This window comes from Leucobacter aridicollis, assembly GCF_013409595.1.
Taxonomy (GTDB): Bacteria; Actinomycetota; Actinomycetes; order Actinomycetales; family Microbacteriaceae; genus Leucobacter; species Leucobacter aridicollis.
In genome coordinates, this window is the sequence record NZ_JACCBD010000001.1 from 480,373 (window position 1) to 503,708 (window position 23,336).

General features: G+C 67.6%; 20 protein-coding genes. 14 read left to right on the plus strand and 6 right to left on the minus strand.

The features are described 5' to 3' along the window. Positions 1–7: 7 nt before the first annotated feature. On the plus strand, positions 8–1,519 hold the full coding sequence (locus BJ960_RS02110) for a malate:quinone oxidoreductase (protein WP_185986058.1): 1,512 nt from the start codon (positions 8–10) through the stop codon (positions 1,517–1,519). Positions 1,520–1,814: 295 nt separating this feature from the next. On the opposite strand, the gene BJ960_RS02115 is transcribed toward BJ960_RS02110, so the two are convergent. Continuing rightward, on the minus strand, positions 1,815–2,576 hold the full coding sequence (locus BJ960_RS02115) for an HAD-IIB family hydrolase (RefSeq protein ID WP_185986059.1): 762 nt from the start codon (positions 2,574–2,576) through the stop codon (positions 1,815–1,817). Between the two features lie 91 nt (positions 2,577–2,667). On the opposite strand from BJ960_RS02115, the gene argF reads away from it, so the two are divergent. From argF to BJ960_RS02130, 3 genes are all read left to right on the plus strand, one after another. After that, a complete protein-coding gene (gene argF, locus BJ960_RS02120; protein ID WP_185986060.1) occupies positions 2,668–3,594 on the plus strand; it encodes an ornithine carbamoyltransferase in 927 nt (308 codons plus the stop codon). Further along, the gene (gene argH, locus BJ960_RS02125; RefSeq protein WP_185986061.1) at positions 3,570–5,042 is read left to right on the plus strand and encodes an argininosuccinate lyase; all 1,473 of its coding nucleotides are present in this window, start codon (positions 3,570–3,572) and stop codon (positions 5,040–5,042) included. Before argF ends, argH begins: the two co-directional genes overlap by 25 nt. A 171-nt stretch (positions 5,043–5,213) precedes the next feature. Further along, positions 5,214–5,777 (plus strand): hypothetical protein, encoded by a 564-nt coding sequence (locus BJ960_RS02130; protein WP_185986062.1) that lies wholly within the window; start codon positions 5,214–5,216, stop codon positions 5,775–5,777. A 161-nt stretch (positions 5,778–5,938) separates the two neighbouring features. Here the strand turns inward: BJ960_RS02130 and BJ960_RS02135 are convergent, their stop codons facing one another. Both BJ960_RS02135 and BJ960_RS02140 read right to left on the minus strand, forming a co-directional pair. Continuing rightward, positions 5,939–7,288, minus strand: a complete 1,350-nt coding sequence (locus tag BJ960_RS02135; protein WP_185986063.1) for an FtsX-like permease family protein — start codon at positions 7,286–7,288, stop codon at positions 5,939–5,941. Beyond that, positions 7,285–7,989 carry an ABC transporter ATP-binding protein gene (locus tag BJ960_RS02140; RefSeq protein ID WP_121073641.1) on the minus strand — a complete coding sequence of 235 codons (705 nt, stop codon included), beginning with the start codon at positions 7,987–7,989 and terminating at the stop codon, positions 7,285–7,287. The genes BJ960_RS02135 and BJ960_RS02140 overlap by 4 nt, the downstream gene beginning before the upstream one ends. Before the next feature lie 148 nt (positions 7,990–8,137). On the opposite strand from BJ960_RS02140, the gene tyrS reads away from it, so the two are divergent. Then, positions 8,138–9,442: a tyrosine--tRNA ligase gene (gene tyrS / locus BJ960_RS02145; protein ID WP_272928823.1), complete on the plus strand. Its 1,305-nt coding sequence runs from the start codon at positions 8,138–8,140 to the stop codon at positions 9,440–9,442. A 123-nt stretch (positions 9,443–9,565) separates the two neighbouring features. After that, positions 9,566–10,759: a dipeptidase gene (locus BJ960_RS02150; protein WP_185986064.1), complete on the plus strand. Its 1,194-nt coding sequence runs from the start codon at positions 9,566–9,568 to the stop codon at positions 10,757–10,759. Positions 10,760–10,791: 32 nt separating this feature from the next. Here BJ960_RS02150 and BJ960_RS17130 read toward each other — a convergent pair whose 3' ends face one another. Beyond that, entirely contained in the window at positions 10,792–11,721 is a 930-nt protein-coding gene (locus tag BJ960_RS17130) for an Lrp/AsnC family transcriptional regulator (RefSeq protein WP_185986065.1), read from the minus strand. Positions 11,722–11,938: 217 nt separating this feature from the next. Here BJ960_RS17130 and BJ960_RS02160 point away from each other — a divergent pair, with 217 nt between their 5' ends. Genes BJ960_RS02160 through BJ960_RS02170 form a run of 3 tightly spaced genes read left to right on the plus strand, consistent with a single transcriptional unit; the run spans position 11,939 to position 14,709 of the window. Next, a complete protein-coding gene (locus BJ960_RS02160) occupies positions 11,939–12,109 on the plus strand; it encodes a hypothetical protein (protein WP_185986066.1) in 171 nt (56 codons plus the stop codon). Continuing rightward, positions 12,106–13,572 (plus strand): purine-cytosine permease family protein, encoded by a 1,467-nt coding sequence (locus BJ960_RS02165; RefSeq protein ID WP_185986067.1) that lies wholly within the window; start codon positions 12,106–12,108, stop codon positions 13,570–13,572. The genes BJ960_RS02160 and BJ960_RS02165 overlap by 4 nt, the downstream gene beginning before the upstream one ends. A gap of 6 nt (positions 13,573–13,578) precedes the next feature. Continuing rightward, positions 13,579–14,709 (plus strand): alcohol dehydrogenase catalytic domain-containing protein, encoded by a 1,131-nt coding sequence (locus BJ960_RS02170; protein WP_185986068.1) that lies wholly within the window; start codon positions 13,579–13,581, stop codon positions 14,707–14,709. On the opposite strand, the gene BJ960_RS02175 is transcribed toward BJ960_RS02170, so the two are convergent. After that, on the minus strand, positions 14,706–15,287 hold the full coding sequence (locus tag BJ960_RS02175; protein ID WP_185986069.1) for a helix-turn-helix domain-containing protein: 582 nt from the start codon (positions 15,285–15,287) through the stop codon (positions 14,706–14,708). The two genes, BJ960_RS02170 and BJ960_RS02175, sit on opposite strands and share 4 nt — an antisense overlap. 129 nt (positions 15,288–15,416) lie before the next feature. Here BJ960_RS02175 and speB point away from each other — a divergent pair, with 129 nt between their 5' ends. Next, entirely contained in the window at positions 15,417–16,364 is a 948-nt protein-coding gene (gene speB, locus BJ960_RS02180; protein WP_121073632.1) for an agmatinase, read from the plus strand. 134 nt (positions 16,365–16,498) lie between these two features. Beyond that, positions 16,499–17,131: a cyclase family protein gene (locus BJ960_RS02185; RefSeq protein ID WP_185986070.1), complete on the plus strand. Its 633-nt coding sequence runs from the start codon at positions 16,499–16,501 to the stop codon at positions 17,129–17,131. Here the strand turns inward: BJ960_RS02185 and BJ960_RS02190 are convergent. Next, positions 17,128–18,831, minus strand: coding sequence for a PucR family transcriptional regulator (locus tag BJ960_RS02190; RefSeq protein WP_185986071.1), 1,704 nt, complete (start codon positions 18,829–18,831; stop codon positions 17,128–17,130). The two genes, BJ960_RS02185 and BJ960_RS02190, sit on opposite strands and share 4 nt — an antisense overlap. 165 nt (positions 18,832–18,996) lie before the next feature. Here BJ960_RS02190 and BJ960_RS02195 point away from each other — a divergent pair, with 165 nt between their 5' ends. From BJ960_RS02195 to BJ960_RS02205, 3 genes are all read left to right on the plus strand, one after another. Next, positions 18,997–20,502, plus strand: a complete 1,506-nt coding sequence (locus tag BJ960_RS02195; RefSeq protein ID WP_185986072.1) for a sodium:solute symporter family protein — start codon at positions 18,997–18,999, stop codon at positions 20,500–20,502. Between the two features lie 98 nt (positions 20,503–20,600). After that, a complete protein-coding gene (locus BJ960_RS02200; RefSeq protein WP_237463738.1) occupies positions 20,601–22,310 on the plus strand; it encodes a thiamine pyrophosphate-binding protein in 1,710 nt (569 codons plus the stop codon). Further along, positions 22,307–23,305, plus strand: coding sequence for a C-terminal binding protein (locus BJ960_RS02205; RefSeq protein ID WP_185986074.1), 999 nt, complete (start codon positions 22,307–22,309; stop codon positions 23,303–23,305). The genes BJ960_RS02200 and BJ960_RS02205 overlap by 4 nt, the downstream gene beginning before the upstream one ends. The last annotated feature ends 31 nt before the right edge of the window (positions 23,306–23,336 follow it).

The following is a 23,336-nucleotide window of genomic DNA, read 5'->3' on the forward strand; positions in this document are numbered from 1 at the left end:
CAAGATCGTGAGCACAAACACGGTAGATGTCGTACTAATCGGCGGCGGCGTGATGAGCGCAACGCTCGGAACGCTGATCAAGCAGGTTCGCCCGGACTGGACCATTGAGGTCTTCGAGTCCCGCAGCGAAGTCGCCACCGAAAGCAGCAACGGGTGGAACAACGCGGGCACCGGCCACGCCGCGCTCTGCGAGCTGAACTACATGCCCGAGGGCAAGGACGGCAGCCTGTCCGCCGACAAGGCCATCAACATCAACGAGCAGTTCCAGCTCTCGCGCGAGTGGTGGTCCACCCTCGTCGAGCGCGGCATCCTCGCTGAGCCGACGAGCTTCATCAACCCGACGCCACACATGACGTTTGTGCGCGGCGAGGAGAACGTCGACTACCTCCGCCGTCGCTACGAACTGCTGAAGACCGAGCCGCTGTTCTCCGACATGGAATTCAGCGACGATCCCGAGAAGATCGCCGAGTGGGTGCCCCTCGTCATCGACCGCCGCGCAAAGAGCGACGTTGTCGCCGCCACACGCTCGGAGGCGGGCACTGACGTCGACTTCGGCGCGCTCACCCGCCAGCTCTTCAGCTACCTCGAGCGCGAGGGCGCACAGATGCACCTCGAGACCGAGGTGCAGAAGCTCAAGCGCAAGGCAGACGGGACGTGGGACGTGCACGTGCGGAGCCGCAACGGCTACGGCACCTCGATCACGAATGCCAAGTTCGTCTTCGTCGGCGCGGGCGGCGGGGCGCTCCCGCTACTGCAGTCGTCCGGCATTCCCGAGATCAAGGGCTTCGGCGGCTTCCCGATCAGCGGCAAGTTCCTGAAGACCTCGAACCCGGAGATCGTCGAGCAGCACAACGCGAAGGTCTACGGCAAGGCCGCTGTTGGCGCGCCCCCGATGTCGGTCCCGCACCTCGATACGCGCATCATCGACGGCAAGAAGAGCATCCTCTTCGGGCCGTACGCGGGCTTCAGCCCGAACTTCCTGAAGAAGGGCTCGTGGTGGGACCTCCCCGGCTCCATCCGCACCCACAACCTTGGTCCGATGGTCAAGGTTGGCCTCACCGAGTTCTCGCTCGAGAAGTACCTCGTCTCGGAGCTCCTCGCGAGCCGCGAGAAGCAGATGGAAACGCTCCGCCAGTACCTGCCGAGCGCACGCACCGAGGACTGGGAGATGGTCACCGCTGGCCAGCGCGTCCAGGTCATGAAGAAGGACCCGAAGCTCGGCGGCATCCTCCAGTTCGGCACCGAAGTCATTACGGGGGCAGAGGGATCGATCGCAGGCCTGCTCGGAGCTTCGCCCGGCGCCTCGACCGCGGTCCACGCGATGCTCGGTGTGCTGAAGACCTGCTTCCCTGACGAGTACACGTCGGAGTGGGAGAACGTCTTCAAGGAGCAGGTTCCCGCGCTCGGTCAGGGGCTCAACGGTCGCCCTGAAGCCGCGAAGGCCTCGCTCGAGCGCACCACCCGCGTGCTGCAGCTCGGTGTCGAAGCTCCCGCCGAGACCGCGGCGGTCGAAGCCTAGCTTCTCCAGGATTCGAGCCCACACACGCCTGTGGCCCCACCGACCGGTGGGGCCACAGGCGTGTGTGGGCTCTGGGGCGGCGTTCTCCTCTGGGCCGATCGACGGCACAGCAGTTATCCCCGGGATCGGCCGATGATATGCCAAGACCCCGCAGATTCGTGATAGTTACTGCAGATTCCAGACGATAGCGCTGGTGAGTGGGGCTGGCTGGCGTGTGGGCTGGCTGGCTGGTGTGTGGGGACTAGCGGGCTGGCTGGTGGGCTGGCTGGCTGGCCGCGTCGTGGCGCCCGAGCCCCTACGCCTCGAGCAGCTCCTCAATGAAGCGTGCTGTGTCTTCCCACCCAGCGACTGCGTGGCATTTCACACCCATGGCTTTGACCGGGTAGTCGTTGCCGTCGGGATCCAGTCGGTCGCCGACGAAGAGCATGTCGTCGAGCGGGATCCCGGTGTGCTCCTCAAGCTTGCGCATTCCGTACGCCTTGTCGATCCCTCGCCTGGTGATGTCGACAGAGGTCGACCCGCCGCTGCGCACCTCGAGGTCGGGGAGGCGCGCGGCGACTGCCGCGCGAAGGGAGTTCTTCTTCTCGCCGGTCGGGTCCCACGAGTGCTTTGCATCGACGGGGGCGCGCTGGCCGAGGGCTGAGAACGTGACCTGCGACCCGCGATCCTCGAGGATCTCTCCCCACGGCTCGGCCTCCCAGAGCCCGAGGCGCTCGGCCTCCTCGCGAAGCGCGGTGAGCGCCCCGTCACGTTCCGCCTCTGACAGATGCTCGCGGTAGACGGTATGCCACGCGCCGGCCTCGCGCCGCTCGTATCGCGTGCCGCACGTTGGTAGCAGGTGCAGTCGCTCGAGCGCGGCCTCGGACACCGACTCCCGGCCGTCGAGCTGCGAGACGAGCTGCGATTCGAACTGCTCGAAATTGCCGCCGGAGATGACCGCGACAGTGGTCTGATCGAGCAGGCGAGCGAAGACGTCGAGCATGCGCTGCGGAACCGGGGACTTCGATGGGGCGAGCGTATCGTCGAGATCGAATGCGACAAGGCGGGGGACAGACATGGCCCCGATTCTCCCACAGGCCAGCGTGGCGCTGCCGCAGGCGCTCAAGCGGCCGTTCTGCGGCGTGGTGACGGGCGAGTAAGCTGGGCGGGTGACTAGGCATTTCCTGAGAGACGACGACCTGAGCCCATCCGAGCAGCGCGAGGTGCTCGACCTCGCCGCGCGAATGAAGCAGGACCGATTCTCGGAGCGATCCCTCGAGGGCCCGCAGTCTGCCGCGATCTTCTTCGACAAGACCTCGACGCGCACCCGGTTTAGCTTTGCCGCGGGCGTCGCCGACCTCGGTGGCAACCCGATCATTGTGAACCCCGGCGAGGCCCAGCTGGGCTCGAAAGAGTCGATCTCTGACACCGCGAAGGTCCTCTCCCGGATGGTGTCGCTCATCGTGTGGCGCACGCACGCGCACGCCGGGCTTGAGGAGATGGCCGAGAACGCGACGGTCCCCGTCATTAACTCGTTGTCTGACGACTTCCACCCGTGTCAGATCCTGGCTGACCTGCAGACGATCCGCGAGCAGAAGGGCGAGCTGCGGGGCCTCACGGCGACCTACCTCGGTGACGCCGCGAACAACATGGGGCACTCGTACCTGCTCGGCTTCGCGACCGCTGGAATGCACATTCGGGTTGCTGGGCCCGCGGGCTTCCACCCCCGTGCCGACATCATCGCGGACGCCGAGAGGATCGCGGCGGAGACCGGCGGCAGCGTCACCGTGCTGACCGATCCCGCAGCGGCCGTGGCCGGCGCCGACGCTGTGATCACGGATACCTGGGTCTCGATGGGACAGGAAGCCGAGAAGGCCGAGCGCATCGCAACCTTCGGGGCCTACCGAGTGACTCCCGAGCTCATGGCCGAGGCGAAGGACGACGCGATCTTCCTGCACTGCCTCCCCGCATACCGTGAGTACGAGGTCGCGCCCGAGGTCATCGATGGCCCGCAGAGCGTCGTCTGGGACGAGGCGGAAAACAGATTGCACGCGCAGAAGGCGCTGATGGCATGGCTGCTGAAGGAGAGCAAGTGACTGAGGAAACGCGCAACGGCGCCGAAAACAGCAACCGCGCGGCGGAAGACGGCGCCCTCTGGGGCGGACGGTTCGCGAGCGGACCCTCGCCCGAGCTCCTGAAGCTCAGCAAGTCGACCCAGTTCGACTGGGTGCTCGCGCAGTACGACATCCGGGGGTCGAAGGCGCACGCGAGCGCGCTCGCCGCAGCCGGCTATCTGTCGGAGACGGAGCTCGCCGACATGCGTGCCGCCCTCGACGAGCTCTCGGCCCGCGTCGCGGACGGCCGCTTCGTCGCCGCCGAGGCAGACGAGGACGTGCACTCAGCGCTTGAGCGCGGTCTCATCGAGATCACGGGCGTGCAGCTCGGCGGCAAGCTTCGCGCGGGCCGCAGCCGCAACGACCAGATCGCGACCCTGGTGCGCATGTATCTGCTCGACCACGCCACCGTTATCGGCGAGATGCTCGTCGAGCTGGCGGGCGCCATTCACGCGCAGGCCGCGGCGCACGAGGGCGCGATCCTGCCCGGCCGCACGCACCTGCAGCACGCGCAGCCGGTGCTGCTCGCGCACCAGCTCGCCGCGCACGCGTGGCCGATCGTGCGCGATCTCGAGCGGCTGCGCGACTGGGCGCGGCGCGCGAGCGCATCGCCCTACGGTGGCGGAGCACTCGCGGGCTCCTCGCTCGGTCTGGATCCGCGCCTCGTCGCCACCGAACTCGGCCTCGGCGACCCGCTCGAGAACTCGATCGATGGCACCGCCGCGCGCGACGTCGTCGCCGAGTTCGCGTTCATCACGGCGCAGATCGGGATCGATCTGTCGCGGCTCAGCGAAGAGATTATCCTTTGGAACACCAAGGAGTTCGGGTTCGTTCGCTTGCATGACGGCTACTCGACCGGGTCGAGCATCATGCCGCAGAAGAAGAACCCCGACATCGCCGAGCTCGCGCGCGGCAAGTCTGGCCGACTCATCGGAAACCTCACCGGTCTGCTCGCGACGCTGAAGGCGATGCCACTCGCCTACAACCGCGACCTGCAGGAGGATAAGGAGCCCGTCTTCGACTCGGTCGAGCAGCTCGAGGTGCTGCTGCCGGCCTTCACCGGCATGGTCGCGACGATGCGTTTCGACACCGACCGCATGGCGGAGCTGGCGCCGCAGGGCTTCTCGCTCGCGACTGACGTCGCCGAGTGGCTCGTGAAGCAGGGCGTGATCTTCCGCGACGCGCACGAGATCTCAGGTGAACTCGTTCGGTACTGCGAGGAGCGGGGACTCGAGCTGCACGAGCCGAGCGACGAGGAGCTGCTGAGCGTGTCCGAGCACCTGTTGCCGGGCGTGCGCGACGTTCTCACTATCGAAGGGTCCGTGAACTCGCGCGTCGGCGTTGGCGGGACCGCGCAGGTGCGCGTGACCGAGCAGCTCGCAAAACTTGCCGAGCGACTGCGGGAGTTCGGCGCCGAGCCGACGGCGTAGTCCCCCAGCGGGAACGTGAAGGCCGGCCTGTGCAGCTTCGCTCACAGGCCGGCCTTCACGTTCTCGGGGAGCGGTTGTCCACAGTTTTCCCCGTTTTCCTCAACTTCGGTGCATGTCGACGTAGCGTGGAGGCACTTGCGCAACGACTGATGCCTACCGGGGAGGTGGTGTATGGGACTCATTGAGCTCCTCGTGGTGCTCGCAAGTGTCGCAGCAATTATCTCCGTTGGGCTGTGGAGCACACGGGACGTGAAGGTGACGCTCGGCCGACGAATGGACGGTATGGATCGTCGGTTCGACCGGATGGATGAGCGGTTCGACCGCGCAGACGCCCGGTTCGAAGCGGCCCAAATTCGCATTGATGACCGCTTCGACAAGGTGGACGCTCGGTTCGACAAGGTGGACGCTCGGTTCGATAAGGTGGATGCTCGGTTCGCGCTGATGCAATCGAGTATCGATGCCAGGTTCGACGGGATCGATCGCCGGTTCGACGGCGTGGACGCCCGGTTTGATCGGATGGAGCGCCGATCTGACAGTGTTGACGCCCGGTTTGATGGTGTGAACTCTCGTATCGATGGTGTGGACTCACGTATCGACGGCGTGGACTCTCGGAGTGAAGACCGGTTCGACAGCTCGACCATGCTCATCGGCGAGCTGCAGCACAGCCTCGATCGGTTACGTGGCGAAGCCCTCACCCGACCCGATGAGCGCAACAACTCGAGCGACCAGGGTTAGCGTGTCTGGCGGTGAACGCCGGAGCAGGGGCAGTTCAGTCGGCGCGAGGCTCGCGCGTCTCACGGGGTGAGACGCGCGAGCCGAGCTCAGGCGTTGCGGCCTGCGTGAGCGTTCCTGTCGCTAACGCCGTTCCCGCATGGGCGACCGAGGGCCCGAACGCGTCAGCCTGACACAGTCTCGACGCGCGAGGCCTCTCGCAGTAGCGGCCTCGTACCGAAGAGCGTCCCGAGCACAATGAGGTAGCCAAAGACGATCATCGACAGCATGGTGATGAGCGACAGTGGCGCGAAGATCAGCGCAGCCCCCAAAATCGGAAACAGGAGCACGGCGGCGATCGCCGCAGACCCCACCGACGCGACGGCGAGCGGCAGGGTTGCCGCCTTGCGGCGGGCGCCGTCTTGCACCGACAGTGGGGTGCCCATGATGGCGAGGGAACGATGCACGTCACGTCGGTCGAGGATCTGCGCTGCCTGGTTCACGCCCACCGAGCACGCGACCATGATGAACGTGCCGATCACGACAATCGCGAGCCCCGTGCGCATGTCGCCCATGAGGAACTGCTCTGGCCCGGTGAGCTCGGCCTCAGCGCCCGAGGCTTCGCCGAGCAGTGCGATCCCGGAGCCGGCGAAGACCGCCATGAAGCTCGACATCGCGACGCCAGACACCTGGCGCCACGCCGCCCGCGGCGACTCGAGCACGAGCCGGGCCGAGATGAGGCCCACAGGGGTCTGTGCGCGACGCAGCCGCGCCTTTCCGAAGAGCGAGAGCACCCAGGCGCCGATGAGGTCGATCGCGAGGAGAGCGACGACGAATGCGATGAGGAACCCGACCATGACGACTGCGACACCCGCGTCACCGCCCGCCTGAACGAGCACCGACACCGCGAGGATCGCGACGAGGATCGCGGCACCCGCGATAAGCCCCTGGACCCACGGCATCTTCGGCGCTGTCTGTTTCGTGGCAACGCCGAGGGGCGAAATGATCACCTTGCGCAGCCCGACCATCGCGCTGAGCGCAGCGATGGCGACGACAGCCAGAATGAGCAGCGCCGCCCAGCCGAGGGGGAGTGCGGCCTGTGCCGTGCCGATCGGCGCGCCGCGGAAGTGGATGAGTCCGATGAGCGGTGAGAGCGCGTAGGCGAGCAGGACCCCGACGACCGCGCCCGCGAATGCGACAGCGGCGGACTCGAAGACCGCGAGGCCCGCGGTACTGCGCCCCGTCGCCCCGAGCAACCGGAGCACGGCGAGGCGGTCGTCGCGCCGCCGCGCGGAGAGCCGCGCCGCTGCCGAGCCGAGCGAGATGAGCGGCGGCACCATGAGCGCGAGCGCGAGACCTGCGAGGAAGCCGTAGAGCATTGCCATGTCGTCGTCGTACCCCCAGAACGACTGCGCGCCACCGATCACGATGGCGAGCAGCGCGGTGACGCTCGCGAATGCGATACCCGGCAGCAGCAGGCCCGCGGCGCCCTGGCGGCTCGGTCGCGAGAGCAGGGGGAGGACGCGGAGGATCATGACTGCGCTCCGTTCGACCCTGCCGCGTGCGCGGTGTCGGCGACGATCCGGCCGTCGGAGAGCGTGACGACTCGCTGGCAGCGAGCCGCGACGTTCGGGTCGTGCGTCACGACGACGAGCGTGCGGCCGTTGCCCGAGGTGCTCGAGAGTAGCGCATTCATCACGTCCTGCGAGGTGTTCGAATCGAGCGCCCCGGTCGGCTCGTCCGCGAAGATGACCCTGGCGCCAGTCACCTGAGCGCGCGCGATCGCGACGCGTTGCGCCTGACCGCCGGAGAGCTGGCCGATCCGGCGATCCTCCATTCCCGCAAGGCCGAGCGCCTGCAGCCACTGCGCCGCCGGCCCGATCGCGTCACTCTTCTTCGCGCCGTTGAGCATGGGGGCGAGCGCGACGTTCTCGACCGCGGTGAGCTCTGGGATGAGCAGTCCCTGCTGGAAGACGAAACCGAACTGCTCGCGTCGGAGCCTGCTGCGTTCGGAGTCGGGGAGACCACTGATCGCCTGGCCGGCGAACGTGACCGTGCCCGATCCTGGGGTGAGGATCCCCGCGAGCATGTGCAGCAGCGTCGTCTTGCCGGAGCCAGACGCGCCCATGATCGCGGTCGATGTTCCCTCGACGATCCCGAGCGAGAGGGCATCGAGAGCGCGAGTGCTGCCGTAGTGCTGTGTCAGGCGGTCCGCCTGCAGGATCACGTGTGTCATAGTTCCCATGCTCGCGCGGCGCCCGCGCCGTGTGATCGGCCCGGGGTGCCGATCGCTGGTACTGCGGTACCCGCCTGCCTGGTACCGCAGGGCCACAGCGGTGCCCGGCCCGCACCGCAAACGGGGTAAACTGCGAGGCGTGTCTGAAATGAACGAACGCACTGAGCTCATGGCCAACCAGCGCATTGACGACAGCTTCCCCACCCTGTGGGCCGAGCTGGAGTGGCGCGGGTTGATCCACGTATCGACTGACGCTGACGCGCTGTCTGAACTGCTTGAGGGCGAACCGTTCGCGTACTATTGCGGCTTCGACCCGACGGCGTCAAGCCTGCACCTCGGCCACCTCGTGCAGTTGCTGCTCATGCGCCGACTCCAGTTGAAGGGGCACCGCCCGCTCGGGCTCGTCGGCGGCTCGACCGGCCTTATTGGGGACCCGCGCCCCACCAGCGAGCGCACCCTGAACTCGCGCGAGACCGTCGCGCAGTGGGTGGATTCGCTGGGCGAGCAGGTCTCGAAGTACCTGAGTTTCGAGGGCGACAACGCCGCGCGCCTGGTGAACAACCTCGACTGGACCGCGCCGCTGTCGGCAATCGACTTCCTGCGCGAGATTGGCAAGTACTTCCGCGTCGGCACGATGATCAAGAAGGACATCGTCGCGAAGCGTCTCGATTCCGACGAGGGCATCAGCTACACGGAGTTCAGCTACCAGATCCTGCAGGGGCTCGACTACCTCGAGCTCTACCGGCAGTACGACTGCAAGCTGCAGTCGGGTGGCTCGGATCAGTGGGGCAACCTCACGAGCGGTACCGAGCTTATCCGTAAGGCGGAGGGCGCGAGCGTGCACGCGATTGGTACGCCGCTCATCACGAACGCCGACGGCACGAAGTTCGGCAAGAGCGAGGGCAACGCCATCTGGCTGAACCCCGAGATGTGCTCGCCCTACGCCTTCTACCAGTTCTGGCTGAATCAGGCTGACGCTGACGTCGTGGACCGCCTGAAGGTGTTCACGTTCCTCACCCGCGCCGAGATCGAGGACTACGCGACGCAGGTCGCTGAAGAACCGTTCAAGCGCGCCGCGCAGAAGCGTCTCGCGCTGGAGGTGACGACCCTGGTGCACGGCGCGAAGGCGACGCAGGGCGCCATCGACGCATCGGCGGCGCTGTTCGGCCAGGGCGAGCTCTCCGAGCTTGACGAAGCATCGCTCGCGGGCGCCGTATCTGAGCTGCCCGTGGCCGCGGGCGCGGCTGGTGCCAGCATCGCCCAGCTGCTCGTCGACGCCGGGCTCGTGAAGAGCCTCGGTGAGGCTCGCCGTGCGATCGCGCAGGGCGGCGTCTACGTGAACAACGCGAAGGTCGAGTCCGAGGACGCCGAGCTCGCGGCAGCGGACCTGCTGCACGGCAAGTTCGCGGTGCTGCGCCGCGGCAAGAAGACGCTCGCCGCGGTGCGCGCGTAGCGCAAGGCACGGTTCTCAGGGGCCGGGGAGGATCGCCAGAACCGGTGATCCTCCCCGGCTCTTGTTTGTGAGGATTGCGCAAAGCGTTCGGGACGCCGTGTATGGCGCTGCTACGTTTTCGCTATGACAACTCGACACCGTCGTCGCTGGGCTCGGCGAACCATCATCGGAACCGTCCTCGTGCTCGCGCTCGCCGCAACCGCGTTCTTCGCGCTCGCCCCGGGGATCGCTGAGCGGAGCATGAACGAGGTCACGGGCGACCCGATCCCCGACGTTTCGGCCGAGGCCGCCGCGCTGCACGCCAAGCTCGCGGTCGCAGACCTTCACTCGGACACGCTGATGTGGGACCGCTCGCTGAACACCCGCGCTGACCGTGGCCACGTCGACGTCCCGAGGTTGGAAGAGGGCAACGTAGCGCTGCAGGTGTTCTCGTCGGTGTCGAAGTCGCCAAAGGGCCAGAACTACGAGTCGAACACGGGCGACACTGACAACATCACCCTGCTGTCGTTCGCGCAGCTGCAACCGCCAAAGACCTGGTTCTCGCTGCTCGAGCGGTCGAGGTATCACGCCGCGAAACTCGCCCGTGACGCCGAGGCCTCGGGTGGCGCGCTGCGCGTGATCACCACCCGCGCCGAGCTCGAGCAGCTCCTCGTCGACAGGTCGGAGGGCGACCCCGTGATCGGGGCGCTGTTCTCGGTCGAGGGGCTGCAGAACCTCGAGGGTGACCTTGAGAACCTCGACGTGCTGTTCGAGGACGGGATGCGGATGGCCGGCCTCACGCACTTCTTCGACAACGAGCTCGCAGATTCGATGCACGGCGTCGGGAAGGGCGGTCTGACTGACATGGGCCGCGAGGCGATCGCGAAAATGGAAAGCCTTGGAATCGTCGTCGACATCGCCCATGCCAGCCACCAGACGATCTCAGAGGTGCTCGAGATGGCCGAGAAGCCCGTCGTCGCGAGTCACGGCGGCGTCCAAGCAACCTGCGATGTGAACCGCAACCTCACGGACGAGGAGATTCGCGGCGTCGCCAAGACCGGCGGCGTGATCGGGATCGGGTACTGGGATGCGGCGGTCTGTGAGCTCACGCCCCAGGCGGTCGTCGACGCGATTGATCACGTCGTGCAGATCGGCGGAATCGAGACGGCGGCGCTTGGCAGCGACTACGACGGGTCAACCGAGGTTGCCTGGGATACGAGCCACCTCGCGATCATCACGCAGGAGCTCATGAACCGCGGCTACGGTGAGGATGACATTCACGCGATCATGGGTGGCAACACGATTCGGGTGCTCGCGGAGACCCTGCCAGCGGAGTAGTCAGCTGGCGTGGCCGGTGTGCTCTGGCGGAATCAGGGTTCTCCAAACGCCGCGCTCAGGCGATCTCCTTCGCCGTACTGTTCCTTGTGCATCCGCAGGTTGGCCCAGGTGTCAACCCGTGCGATCTCGGGGCGGGAACGGAGGCTGTCGGCGAGCCCGAGGATCTCGTCGTTGGAGGACCCCGAGAGCGTCGCGATAAGGTCGTATCCGCCAGAGGCGACGGCGAGGAACTCTGGACGCAACTCCTTTACACACTTGAGGGCGGCCTCAAGCGGGCCCCGGACCTGAATCCCGGCCCCGACGGTGATCGCCGCAGAGTGACTGCCTCGAACCGGGATCCCGACGACCTTCACGGCGCCGTGGCGGGTCAGCCGAGTGAATCGAAGGCGAGCCCCGCTCGCGGAGATCCCGGCTGCTGCCGCGAGTTCCCGAAACGTTGCGCGGCCGTCGTGCTGCAGGTGGCGAATGATTGCGCGGTCGGCGTCGTCGAGGACGAAACCAGTTCCGCCCGTGCGGATGGGCGAGTACAGGTTCATCTCGATGCTGTCATAGTGATGTACCCGGAGCTCACGGACGTGTGGGAGCTGCCGGATCCGGTCGATGGTATCCCGAAGGTGTGGATCGGCTCCGGTGCGGATTTCGGCATCGAGTCCGTAGCTTCCAGTGATCTCGGCGACGAACGTGGTTTCTGGCATCGCGACGACCGCTTCGCGTGCGGCAGCGATGGGACCGTCGAGGGCTATCTGAACGTACGCGAAGCGTTCGAGGTTCAGGAGGTCGGGACTGATCGACACGGTGATGCGTAATTCGTCGTGTTCGAGTGCCGATTGAACGATGTGCGTCACGAGCCGCCTCGTGCTTCCGTATTTGGCCGCGATCTGGGCGTAGCTGGCCCGACCATTCTCGCGAAGTTCGTCCAGCACCTTCGCCCGGAGGTCGTCTGCAACCTGGTTCACTTCCACGGTCGATCTCCAAACCCACTCGGTCGGGTGCGAAGTTTTCGCACCACTCAGCATGCTAGTTGAAGATGCCGACGCGGTTGTGCACCAAAATCGTGCATTTGCGCATAATCATCCGGCGTAAGGTGCGAATGCGTTTGCATGCGGTTCGATGTCGGACTTAGGCTTTCTCCGACTTACGAAGGTGTACGACCGGGACTCACAAGGAGGTCAGACCCAGATGTCTGAATTTATTGAACTAGATGCGGAAGTTGAGCGTCGCCTTGCGCTCCTCGAAACAGAGGAGGCCGCGGATTCGGTGCACGCCGCAATGAGCGGAACCAGCTTGTCCATCTTTCTCGCCGTCGCCGCCGGGATCGTCGCTGTCTCGATTGTGACGGTCCTGCTGTGAGCGCGCGGCGCGAGCGGGCGAGCGTTGACGCCGATATCGCGAAGGAGGCGGTTTACGGATCTCTCCCGCTGCTGAAGCACGAACGCACCTGGAGCGGCGGGGATTTCAGCTGGGTGACGCTGAGCCTCGCCATCGCTACCTGGGCATTCCTCACGGGCGGCTCGACAGTGCTCCTCGTCGGGTTCACCGACGGCATCGCAGCAATGCTGATCGGGAACAGCATCGGCCTCGCGATCATGGTGCTCGGGAGCGTGTTGTTTAGTCAACGGCTGGGCATTGAGCAGTACAAGGTGCTGAAGTCGGTCTTCGGAGCGATCGGAGTTGGCATCGTTGTCTTCGTTGTCGTGCTGCTGACTGAAATGGGCTGGACCTCGCTTCTCGGGGTGATGTTTGGTCGCGCCTTCTCGGAGATCTCGAACCAGGCATTTGGCACCGACTTTGCGCAGTTCGGTCCCCTCGTCACCGTGTTCGCGCTGCTTGCGATCTTTATCGGGTGGATCATTCTGTCCCGCGGGCCCGTCACGATTAGTAAGCTCAACCGCTTCGTTGCGCCCGGTCTGCTCGTCGTGGTGGCGCTCATGATGGTGCTCTTGATGACCCACTACAGTTGGGGTGAGCTACTGGCGGCAGAACCCATCGCGCCGTTCGCCGACGAACAGCTGAACTTCATGATGGCGGTTGAGTTTAACCTCGGTGCGGGCCTGTCGTGGTGGCCTGTCATGGGCACCCTGGCGCGGCTGACACGCGGCCCGCGTGCGGCGGTGTGGCCCGCATATGGCGGCATCTTCATCGGTACCGTCGTCGCGCAGCTCGTCGGCATGGCTGCGGGACTGCTGTTCGGGCAGGCGGACCCGACCTCGTGGATGGTGCCGCTCGGAGGGCCCGTCCTGGGCGTTCTGACGCTCCTCTTCGTCGGGTTTGCGAACGTCACGAGTATGGCCTCTATCGCGTACTCGACAGTCCTCGCGGTAAAGCAATCGAGTGGTAGGGCGCTCTCGCGCCTGCGCTGGCCGGTGCTCGCGGGGGGCTTCCTCGCCTTGCCCGCCGTGCTGAGCTTCTTCCCGGGGTTCATGTACGAGCAGTTCATGACCTTCGTCGTGGTGAGCGGCGCATTCATTGCGGCAATCTGCGGCGTGATCATCGCTGACTACTTCATCCTGCGCCGCCAGGTCGTCCCGCTTCGGGCGCTGTACGCGAGTGGCCTACAAGATCCGCTGCGCTTCAGCCGCGGCGTCAACGTCGCTGCGATCGCGGCGGTGATCATCGCGTCCGCGTTCTACCTGTGGGTCTATAACCCGATCACGCTCGAAACGCAGCCGCTCTTCCGGTTCGCGACGGCGACGGTCCCTGCCGTGCTGATCGCTATGGGGAGCTACCTCGTGTTGAACCTGCTCTTGTATGTGCGCTGCGGCCGCGGTGCGTATGGGGAAAGCGATACCTTTGCGGCCGCTGGAAGGAAGTAGTTAGTCATGGCTGAATCACTCACCGTTCGCTCCGCTGTGTATCACGCAGACAGTGGCGACAGGCTTGCCGTCGAGACACTCACGCTGGACCCCCCTGGGCATGGCGAAGTGCGTATCGCGGTGCGCGCGGCGGGCGTGTGCGGCTCGGACCGTCACGTCATCGACGGCGAGTGGAACGTGCCGCTGCCAGCGGTCATGGGGCATGAGGCGGCCGGCGTGGTCGAAGCGATCGGTCAGGGCGTGCGTGAACTCGCTGTGGGGGACCACGTCATCATCGCCTGGCACCAGGCGTGCCAGCGATGCGCCGAGTGCACCGGCGGGAAGCCGTGGGCGTGCATGCGCGTCAAATCGAATGACTCTCAGCTGCCCGACGGCACGACGCGCTGGCGGACGCTCGACGGGGCAGCGGCCTGGCCCTACCTCGCCGTCGGGGCGATGAGCGATCACGTCGTGGTGCCTGACTTCGCGGCGATCAAGGTTGACGAGCGGGTGCCGTTCGATATCGCAAGCCTCATCGGGTGCTCGGTGGGGACCGGATACGGTGCGGTCGTCAACAACGCCAAGGTTGTGGCGGGCGAGGCCGCTGTAGTGGTTGGGGCTGGCGGGGTCGGACTCTCGATCATCTCGGCCCTCCGGCTTGCGGGAGCGCACCCGATCATTGCGGTGGACGTCACCCCCGAAAAGCTAACCGAAGCCGCTCGCGTTGGGGCCACGCACGGCCTCATCGGTGGGCCGAACCTCGCCTCGGAGGTTGCGGCGCTCACCGCGGGTGGCGCCGACGTGGCGTTCGAAGCGATCGGCCGCATCCAGACAATGGCGCAGCTTCCTGCACTCATCCGCCCTGGAGGGCGAGCCGTGTTCGTTGGGTTGCCGCCCGAAGGGCAGACGCTTGAGCTTGATGCGTTGCAGCTGGCCTACGACGGGAAGATAATCATCGGGTCGAACTACGGGGGGCTCGTGCCTGCTCGAGACTTTCCGCGGGTGGCCGCCGCCTATCTCGCGGGTGAGCTGCCGCTCGACGAGCTGATTAGCTCGAGGGTCTCGTTGGACGAGGTCAATGACGCGTTTGACGCGATGCGCCGCGGCGAGCGCACGCGAAGCGTGATCGTGTTCCCGGCAGACCCGAGCGCAGACTAGCGCGAGCCGCTCCAGGCGGCGGGCACGAGGATCCACACGATCTCGGCGCCCGCCCCGCCCGCCCGCCAGGTGTGCGGTGTGCGGCCGGGGAAGGTGAGGGTGTCGCCGGGGGCGAGGGTGACCTCGCGGTCGGCGAACCGAACCCCGACCTCGCCGGAGACGACGTGCAGCGATTCGACGTCGCAGCTGACGGTGTAGAGCTCGTCCCCGCCCGACCCTCCCGGCTCAACGCTCGAGCGGAGCACTTGCATCCGCTCTTCTGCCCGTGGGGTGACGAGGCGCTCGTCGGCGCCGATGCCGCCCATGTTGATTCGCGGGGCGCCGTCGAGCGCGACGAGTTGCACGTCCGGCTCCTCGAAGAGCGACCCGATCGGCAGCGACAGGGCCTGGCAGAGCTGCACGAGCGTCGGCACGCTCGGCATCGTCTCGTCGCGCTCGATGCGGCTAATGAATCCCTTGGTGAGGTCTGAGGCCGCGGCGAGCTGTTCGAGTGTGAGCCCCTGGGCCTGGCGCGAGCTGCGGAGCTTCGCCCCGATCTGCACCTGAGTCTCGGCCGCGGTGGGGTGGATCGGTCGCACGACGTGGCCTCTTTCGTCAGGGAATTGTGAGCGCGTTGACGCTCCAGCGCTCTCAGTCTATGCTGGTCTCAAGTTCACTAATAGTATTCAAGAGTTTACTATTAGGCAACACGTTAGGAGAGAGAACCTGTGACTGAACACACCCCACAGGGCCCGGTCGACGCGAGTCTGACCCCCCGCTACGCCGGGATCGCCACGTTCGCCAAGCTGCCCCGTATCGAGGACGTGCCCGCGGCAGATATCGCCGTCGTCGGCGTCCCGTTCGACACCGGCGTGAGCTTCCGCCCGGGCGCTCGTTTCGGTCCGTCGCACGTGCGCGAGGCATCGCGCCTCCTGCGCCCCTACAACCCCGCGCAGGACGTCTCGCCGTTCTACGTGAAGCAGGTTGTCGACGCCGGCGACATTGTGGCGAACCCGTTCAACCTCGACGAGGCCGTCGACCAGGTCGAAGCCGCCGCAACCGAGCTCGGCGAGAAGGTCGACAAGATTGTCACCATCGGTGGCGATCACACGATCGCGCTCCCGCTCCTCCGCGCCATCAACAAGAAGCACGGCCCGGTCGCCGTGCTCCACTTCGATGCGCACCTCGATACGTGGGACACGTACTTCGGCGCCCCCACGACGCACGGCACCCCGTTCCGCCGCGCATCCGAGGAGGGGCTCATCGACATGACGGCGTCGATGCACGGCGGCACCCGCGGCCCGCTCTACGGTAAGCAGGACCTCGAGGATGACGCGATGCTGGGCTTCCAGATCGTGACGAGCGAGTTCATCGAGGAGAACGGCGTGCCCGCCGCCCTCGAGAAGATCCGGAAGCGTGTCGGCGACAAGCCGCTCTACATCTCGATCGACATCGACGTGCTTGACCCGGCGCACGCGCCCGGCACCGGCACCCCCGAGGCGGGTGGCCTGACGAGCCGCGAGATGCTGCGGCTGATCCGCGGCCTCGCCGACCTGCACATCGTGGGCGCCGACGTCGTCGAGGTCGCTCCCGCGTATGACCACGCGCAGATCACTGCGGTCGCGGCGAGCCACGTCGTGTACGAGCTCGTGAGCGCCATGGCTGCGCGCGACTAACCCTCGCCCCGTCTGACGCAGGGCCCCCGGGTGATCCCGGGGGCCCTGCGCTGTGTTGTCGCCGAGTCGACGGGTCTACTGTTGAGGTGGACGGGGTGGGGAGCCGCCCGACTCCGCGGACCCGGGAGGCGTGCATGACGAACTACGTGGATCTCAGCCACCCGCTGCGGACCGGGATGCCCGGGTACCCGGGGGACCCGACGGTGGAGTTCGCGAGCGCCCTCACGATCGCGAGTGATGGCGTTGCCGTTGAGCGTCTCAGCCTGGGGTCGCACGCTGGGACTCACCTCGACGCTCCAGCGCACGCGGTGCGAGGCGGGCGGACGGTCGACGCGATCCCGCTCGATCGCCTCATCGGCGACGCGCTGGTGCTGCGCGCAGTCGCGGCAGCGGACCAACGGATCGGGCCCGCCGATCTGGCGATTCCCGCGACATTGCCTGGGATCGTGTGTATCGCAACGGGGTGGGACGCTCACTTCGGCACCGCGCAGGCGCTGCGGCATCCGGTCGTCACGCTGGAGCTTGCGGAAACGCTCTGGGCCCGCGGTGCCCGCGTGCTGGCGCTTGACACGCTGAGTCCCGACCCGACCGCACAGCCCGACCAGGGAATGCCGGTGCACGAGTACTGGCTCGGGCTCGACGGCGTCATCGTGGAGAACCTCCGCGCGCTCGCGCAGATCCCCGACGCCGTCGAGCTCTCGCTGGTCCCGCTTCGCCTCGCGGGCGTCGACGGCTCGCCGATCCGTGCCGTCGCGCGGGTCGGTTAGCTCGGACCGCCGCCCCGCGCCGCGGCGGTGTGCTCGGCGCTGTCGCTCGCGCGATCGTCGCCGAGCGCCGTGAGCGCGAGCAGCACGCGCGCCCGCTCGAGCGGGTCGTCGAGGTCGCGCCCGAGGCGCAGCTGGGCCTCTCCTACGAGCCGCCGCACGGTGTTGCGGTGGAGGCCGAGCTCGCGGGCGCTGCGATCCCACGAGCCGTGCTGGTGCAGCCAGACCGTGAGCGCCGCGCGCTGCTCGGTTGACTCCGCGGTGAGGATCGGCGCAAGCCAGTGCGCCGCAGCGGCGCGGGCAACCGCCGGGTCGGCGGCCGCCCCGATCGGCCAGCTCGCCTCCGCAGGCGGGGCGGTGCCGTCGATGTGTGCGCCGATGTGTAGTGCGGCGCGCGCGAGCACCTCCGCCTCCTGCATCGCGCTCGGGAGTTCGAGCAGCGGGTGAGGCCTGCTGACGGCGAGGAGCCAGCCGAGTTGTCTGGCGTGCTGAAATTCGCCCTGGGTTGGCACGCTTGCCACGAACGCTCTGAGTTGCTTCGAGCGGTGCTCGACGAGCGGGGTGTGGAGGAGCTGGCGCAGCCAGTTCGTGTCGGACGCGACGGTCTCGCCGACCGGGACGGGATCCCCGCTGGTCGCCGCGTTTGGATCCCGCATCGCGATGACGGCGTGCGCCGTCCGGGCGCCGCCGCCGAGCGAGTTTGCAAGCAGCCGCGCGAACCTGTCACGCTCGGCGCCAAGCAGCTGAGAGCCGTGCCGCTCCATGAGCAGTTGCATGAGCAGCTGGTCGACAGCCATCGACTGCGCGGCCGGAAGCTGCAGCAGGAGGCCGACGAGATTCGCGGCGAGCTGCAGTGCCGTGAGGTCGATCCGTGTGAGGCGCGGCGCGCGGGCGACGGTCAGGATCGCGTTGCCGTCGACACTCCGGTTGCGCGACGTGCGTGGCGTCGCCTCGTGAGCGGCGACCTCGTACTCGGCGCCGCCCGCGCGCACGGTCGTGAACACCGTTGAGGCGCCGCCCTTCGCGCCGCGTGGGCGGCGGAGGCGCTCGTCGAACTCCGCGAACACCTCGGCGAGCGCGACCTCGTCAGGGACGTCACCGCCGAGGTACAGCTCGTCCCCGATGCGGAGCGCCGCCCAGCTCCCGGGTTCCGCCGCGAGGCGTTCGACGAGTCGCTGCGCGGGCCGGTGCTGCAGTACCGCCTCGGTGAGGTGTCTCGCGAGAGTGTTCATCTGCTCGAGCGCGCGAGTGCGCTCGGTCTCGAGGGCGCGGTTGACGATACTCGTGACCGCCGCGAAGTAGATCGGCGGAGGCAGCACGATGAGCGGGAAGTTTGCCTCGCGGCAGGCGGCGAGGAGGGTCGGCGGGACCGCCGCGTGCACAGGCTCGAGCCCGAACACGAGCGCGGAAACCCCACTCGCGCGCAGCCTCGCGACGTAGTCGCGGTCGTGTTCGGCGTCGTCAGAGAACGCGAGACCGGTCACCATGAGCAGGTCGCCGGGCAGCATGTACTGGCCAGGGTCGTCGAGCTCGATCACGATGGCCGCCGCGACCGGGGTGCTGCGGATGCGGGCGGCAAGTGCGCGGTCGGAGCGGAGCACGCCGGGCGCCGGCGAGGCGAGCTCCGCCTGCAGCGTGGGCTCGTCGAGCAGCGTCGCCAGCGGCACCGTCGCGCGGTCGAGATAGTCGGGTCCGTCGTGCACGCGGCCTCCGCTCAAAAGATGATGTATCCCAGCTGGGATAGAACATAGGATAAATCGTCGTCGAGTTCCGCGCGAATCCTGAGTACCTTCCCTAGAAGTAACACGCAGTCGGCGTCGACACCACGGATCGGTGTCGATCCACACCACCGGATCAAGGAGGACACTGTGGTCCTGGACTACATCATCATCGCCGCGTATCTCGTCGGCATCCTCGGCGTCGGCTATTGGGGCATGAAGCGCTCCAAGTCGAAGAGCGACTACCTCGTCGCCGGCCGCAGGCTCGGCGGCTTCATGTACTCGGGCGCGATGAGCGCCATCGTGCTCGGCGGCGCGTCGACGGTCGGCGGCATCGGCCTCGGCTGGGAGTACGGTATTTCGGGAGCCTGGCTCGTGACCTGCATCGGGCTCGGTATCCTCGTGCTCAGCGCGTTCCTCGCGAAACGCATCGTGAAGCTCAAGGTCACCACCGTCACCGAGATGCTCGACCTGCGTTACGGCGGGTCGAACGGGCTCATCTCGGGCATCGTGATGTTCCTGTACACGCTCATGCTCACCGTGACCTCGACGCTCGCCTACGCGACGATCTTCCACGTGCTGTTCGGCATCTCAAACGTCTGGGGCGTCGTCATCGGCGGCTCCATCGTGGCGATCTACTCGATCATGGGCGGCATGTGGTCGATCACCATGACCGACGTCGTGCAGTTCGTCATTAAGACGGTCGGCATGTTCCTGCTGCTGCTCCCGATCGCGCTCATGACGGCCTCGGACGAGGCGGGCGGCTGGGCCGGCATCAGAGAGCGCCTCGGCGACTCCTTCTTCTCGCCCTGGTCGATCGGTGGCATGACCATCGTCACCTACGTCATCGTCTACACCCTGGGACTGCTCATCGGGCAGGACATCTGGCAGCGCGTCGTCACCGCCCGCACCCCGCGCGTCGCGAAGTGGGGCGGCATCGCCTCCGGCGTCTACTGCCTGCTCTACGCATTCGCCGGCGCTCTCATCGGCATGGCCGCGCGCGTGCTGTTCCCCGACATGCCGAACCGCGACGACGCGTTCGCGTTCATGGCGCAGGAGATGCTGCCGCCCGGCGTCCGCGGCATTGTGCTCGCCGCGGCCCTGTCCGCGATGATGTCGACCGCGAGCGGCGCGCTCATCGCCTCGGCGACCGTCTTTACCTCCGACCTCATGCCGGCGATCCGCCGCGTGTTCGGGATGAAGCCGAAGCGGGCAAAGATCGAGGACGGCCACGTTGCCGGCGACAGTCTCGTCAGCTACCGCGTCACGATCTTCGTGCTCGCAGGTATCACGATGTTCATCTCGACCCTCGTCACCGACGTCGTCGCGGCGCTCACCATCGCGTACGACATCTTGGTCGGCGGCCTGCTCGTCGCGATCGTTGGCGGACTGTTCTGGAAGCGCGGTACCCGTGCCGGGGCTCTCGCGAGCATGCTCGTCGGCACCGTCACCGTCGTCGTCTCGATGTTCATCTGGGGCATCCTCGCCAACGAGCCGATCTACTTCAGCCTGCTCGCGAGCCTCATCACCTACGTCATCGTGAGCCTGTGCACGAAGCCCGTCGCGCCGCAGGTGCTCGACGAGTGGACGCACCGACTGAGCCTCGACGACCGCACCGCAGTGAACGACGTCGTCTACACGGACGTCGAACGCTAGGGGCCGATAGTCACCTCACCGGTCCCGCGGAGGGCACGCCCGCGGGACCGGATCCTTCCCCTGAGTGCCTGCTCAACACAGTTCTTATGGAGGAACCAATGCCCACTCAGACACCCGACACCGGACAGCGCATCGGCGGCGACGTCGTGCTCGAGACACTGCTCGCGCTCGGCGCGCGCGGTGTCGTCGGACTCCCCGGCCAGCATGCGCTTGGCCTGTTCGACGCGCTCCGTCGCTCAGACCTCGCCTACCTCAGCGCACGCGTCGAGAACAACGCCGGGTTCATGGCCGACGGCCTCGCCCGCGTGACGGGCGACGTCGCGCCGCTGCTGCTCTCGACGGGGCCCGGCGCGCTCACCTCGCTCGCCGCGCTGCAGGAGGCCGCGGCCTCCTCGATCCCCGTCCTCGCGATCAGCGCGCAGATCCCCGTCGCGGGGCTCGGCGGGGGCCGCCACGGCTACCTGCACGAGTTGCCCGATCAGTCTGCCTCGTTCCGCGGGGTCGTGAAGCACGTCGTGACCGTACGCACGATGGCGCAGATCCCGACGGCGATGGCCGAGGCCTGGCGGGTGGCAGCGGCCGCGCCGCAGGGTCCCGTGCTCGTCGAGGTGCCGCAGGACATCCTGCTCGCCTCCGCGCACGATGTTCCCGTGCTCTCGGGCGCGACCCTCGCGAAGACGCCAGCGCCGCTCACGCCAGTCGCGGAGACCGTCGCACACGCCGCGGCCGCCCTCGCCGCCGCCGAGCGCCCGGTAATCTTCGCTGGCGGTGGCGTCGTGCGCGCCGGAGCGGAGCGCGAGCTCGTCGCGCTCGCGGAGCGCCTCGACGCGCCAGTCGTCACGACGTTCAGCGGTAAGACCGCACTACCCTGGGGACACCCGCTCTCCGCGCAGGGGTGGATCGAGGACATCGCGACGACCGAGTTCCTCGAGAACGCCGACGTGCTCGTCATCGTCGGCAGCGGCGTCGGGGAGCTCTCCAGTAATTACCACACGTTCCGTCCGCACGGTCGCGTGATCCAGATCGAGGCCGATCTCGGCAAGCTCGGTTCGAACCACCCAGGCATCGGGATCCACGCCGACGCGAAACTCGCGCTCGCTGATCTCGAGGCCGCGGTCTCCGCGGCCGGTCGCGAGTCGACACCCGAGCGCCGCGCGGCGGCGACGGCGAGCATCAACACCCTGCTCGACACCGTCCTCGCCCGCGTCGAGGGCCAGGGCCGCGAAGCCGAGATCGCGCTCGTCCGCGGGCTGCGGGAGGCGATCGCTGACGACACGAAGGTGTACTGGGACATGACGATCCTCGCTTACTGGGCGTGGTCGGCCTGGGACGCCCGCGGCGCCGAGTTCGCGTCGGCGCAGGGCGCCGGCGGTCTCGGGTATGGCTTCCCCGCGGCGCTGGGCGCGGCGTTCGGCCGCAGGATCCTGGGGGAGACCGGGTCCGTCCTCGCCGTCTCCGGCGACGGTGGCGCGCTCTATGGCATCGCCGAGCTCGCGGTCGCGGCCCAGCACGACCTGCCGGTCGTGTGGCTCATCGTTGACGACGGCGGGTACGGCGTGCTTCGCGAGTACATGGAGGGCGCGTTCGGCGCGGCCACGGCGACCGAGCTCACCCGCCCGAACTACGTCGCGCTCGCCGAGTCGTTCGGCATTCCGGCCGAGCAGACGACGCTCGCGGACGCCCCCGCAACCGTCGCGCGTGCGCTGGCCGCTGGCGGCCCCCGGGTCGTGGTGCTGCCCGCAGTGCTTGAGCTCTTCGCGCCGACGCACCTCGACCGACTCACCGGCGCGGACGGAGCGACAGCATGACCCGGCCGCTCGTCCTCTTCACCGACGAAACCGACCTCGATCCAGCCCCCGGCCGCGCGCTGCTCGAAGCCGCGGGCTGCGACACGGTCCTCGCTGAACTCCCGTCGCGCGCGGGTGAGCCGCAGACGCTCCCCGCCGGGGCTGAGCGGGCCGTCGCGCTCGTCGTGGGCTACGCCAGGATCGACGAGGCTCTGCTTGAACGGCTGCCGAACGTCGGGTTCATCGCGACAATGAGCGCGGGCTTCGACATGATCGACCGCGCGGCGGCCGAGGCGCGCGGCATCTGGGTCGTGAATCTCACGGACGCCGCGACCGAGGAGGTCGCCGCGCACGCGCTGACGCTCATGCTCGCCCTCGAACGCGACCTGCGCGGCAGCGTCGCGGTGACGGCGGCCGGCGGCTGGACCGACGACGTGACCGCGGTGCCGCGCCGGCTCAGCGGGCTCACCCTTGGCCTGTTCGGGTTCGGGCGGATCGCGCAGCGGCTCGCCCAGGTCGCGGGCCCAAGCTTTGCCCGGGTGATCGCCCACGACCCGTTCGTGACTGCGCCCGTGCACGGCGTCGAACTCGTGGAGCGTGACGCGCTCATCGCGGAGTCGGACGTGCTGTCCCTCCACCTGCCACTCACCGCCGACACTCACGGCGCGATCGACGGGGCCGCGTTCGCGGCGATGCGGCCGGGGGTAAGCCTCGTGAACGTGTCGCGCGGCGAGCTCGTCGACCCGGAGGCGCTCACCGCTGCGCTCGACTCGGGGAAGCTGCGCGGCGCCGCGGTCGACGTGCTGCACGGCGAGCCCCCGGCTGCCGACCACCCGCTCAGAAACGACCCGCGCGTGATCGTCACGCCGCACGTCGCGTTCCTGTCAGACGGCTCGCTCGAGCACTACACGCTCGACCCCGCACGGAATGTGCTCGACTGGCTGCGCACCGGAACCGCTCCGCGGGCGGCGGTGCGGGGTCGCGACGCTGAGCCGCTGCTCCCGGCGGGGGAGTAGCTCTACGCCCCTGCCGGAGTTGGCAGTTGTT

Excerpts from the sequence above, each read along its gene's own strand:
- BJ960_RS02115 (WP_185986059.1), bottom strand. The coding sequence starts at position 2,576 with ATGTCTGTCCCCCGCCTTGTCGCATTCGATCTCGACGATACGCTCGCC.
- argH (WP_185986061.1), top strand. The coding sequence starts at position 3,570 with ATGGCTGCTGAAGGAGAGCAAGTGACTGAGGAAACGCGCAACGGCGCC.
- BJ960_RS02130 (WP_185986062.1), top strand. The coding sequence starts at position 5,214 with ATGGGACTCATTGAGCTCCTCGTGGTGCTCGCAAGTGTCGCAGCAATT.
- BJ960_RS02135 (WP_185986063.1), bottom strand. The coding sequence starts at position 7,288 with ATGATCCTCCGCGTCCTCCCCCTGCTCTCGCGACCGAGCCGCCAGGGC.
- BJ960_RS02140 (WP_121073641.1), bottom strand. The coding sequence starts at position 7,989 with ATGACACACGTGATCCTGCAGGCGGACCGCCTGACACAGCACTACGGC.
- tyrS (WP_272928823.1), top strand. The coding sequence starts at position 8,138 with ATGAACGAACGCACTGAGCTCATGGCCAACCAGCGCATTGACGACAGC.
- BJ960_RS02150 (WP_185986064.1), top strand. The coding sequence starts at position 9,566 with ATGACAACTCGACACCGTCGTCGCTGGGCTCGGCGAACCATCATCGGA.
- BJ960_RS02160 (WP_185986066.1), top strand. The coding sequence starts at position 11,939 with ATGTCTGAATTTATTGAACTAGATGCGGAAGTTGAGCGTCGCCTTGCG.
- BJ960_RS02170 (WP_185986068.1), top strand. The coding sequence starts at position 13,579 with ATGGCTGAATCACTCACCGTTCGCTCCGCTGTGTATCACGCAGACAGT.
- BJ960_RS02185 (WP_185986070.1), top strand. The coding sequence starts at position 16,499 with ATGACGAACTACGTGGATCTCAGCCACCCGCTGCGGACCGGGATGCCC.
- BJ960_RS02200 (WP_237463738.1), top strand. The coding sequence starts at position 20,601 with ATGCCCACTCAGACACCCGACACCGGACAGCGCATCGGCGGCGACGTC.
- BJ960_RS02205 (WP_185986074.1), top strand. The coding sequence starts at position 22,307 with ATGACCCGGCCGCTCGTCCTCTTCACCGACGAAACCGACCTCGATCCA.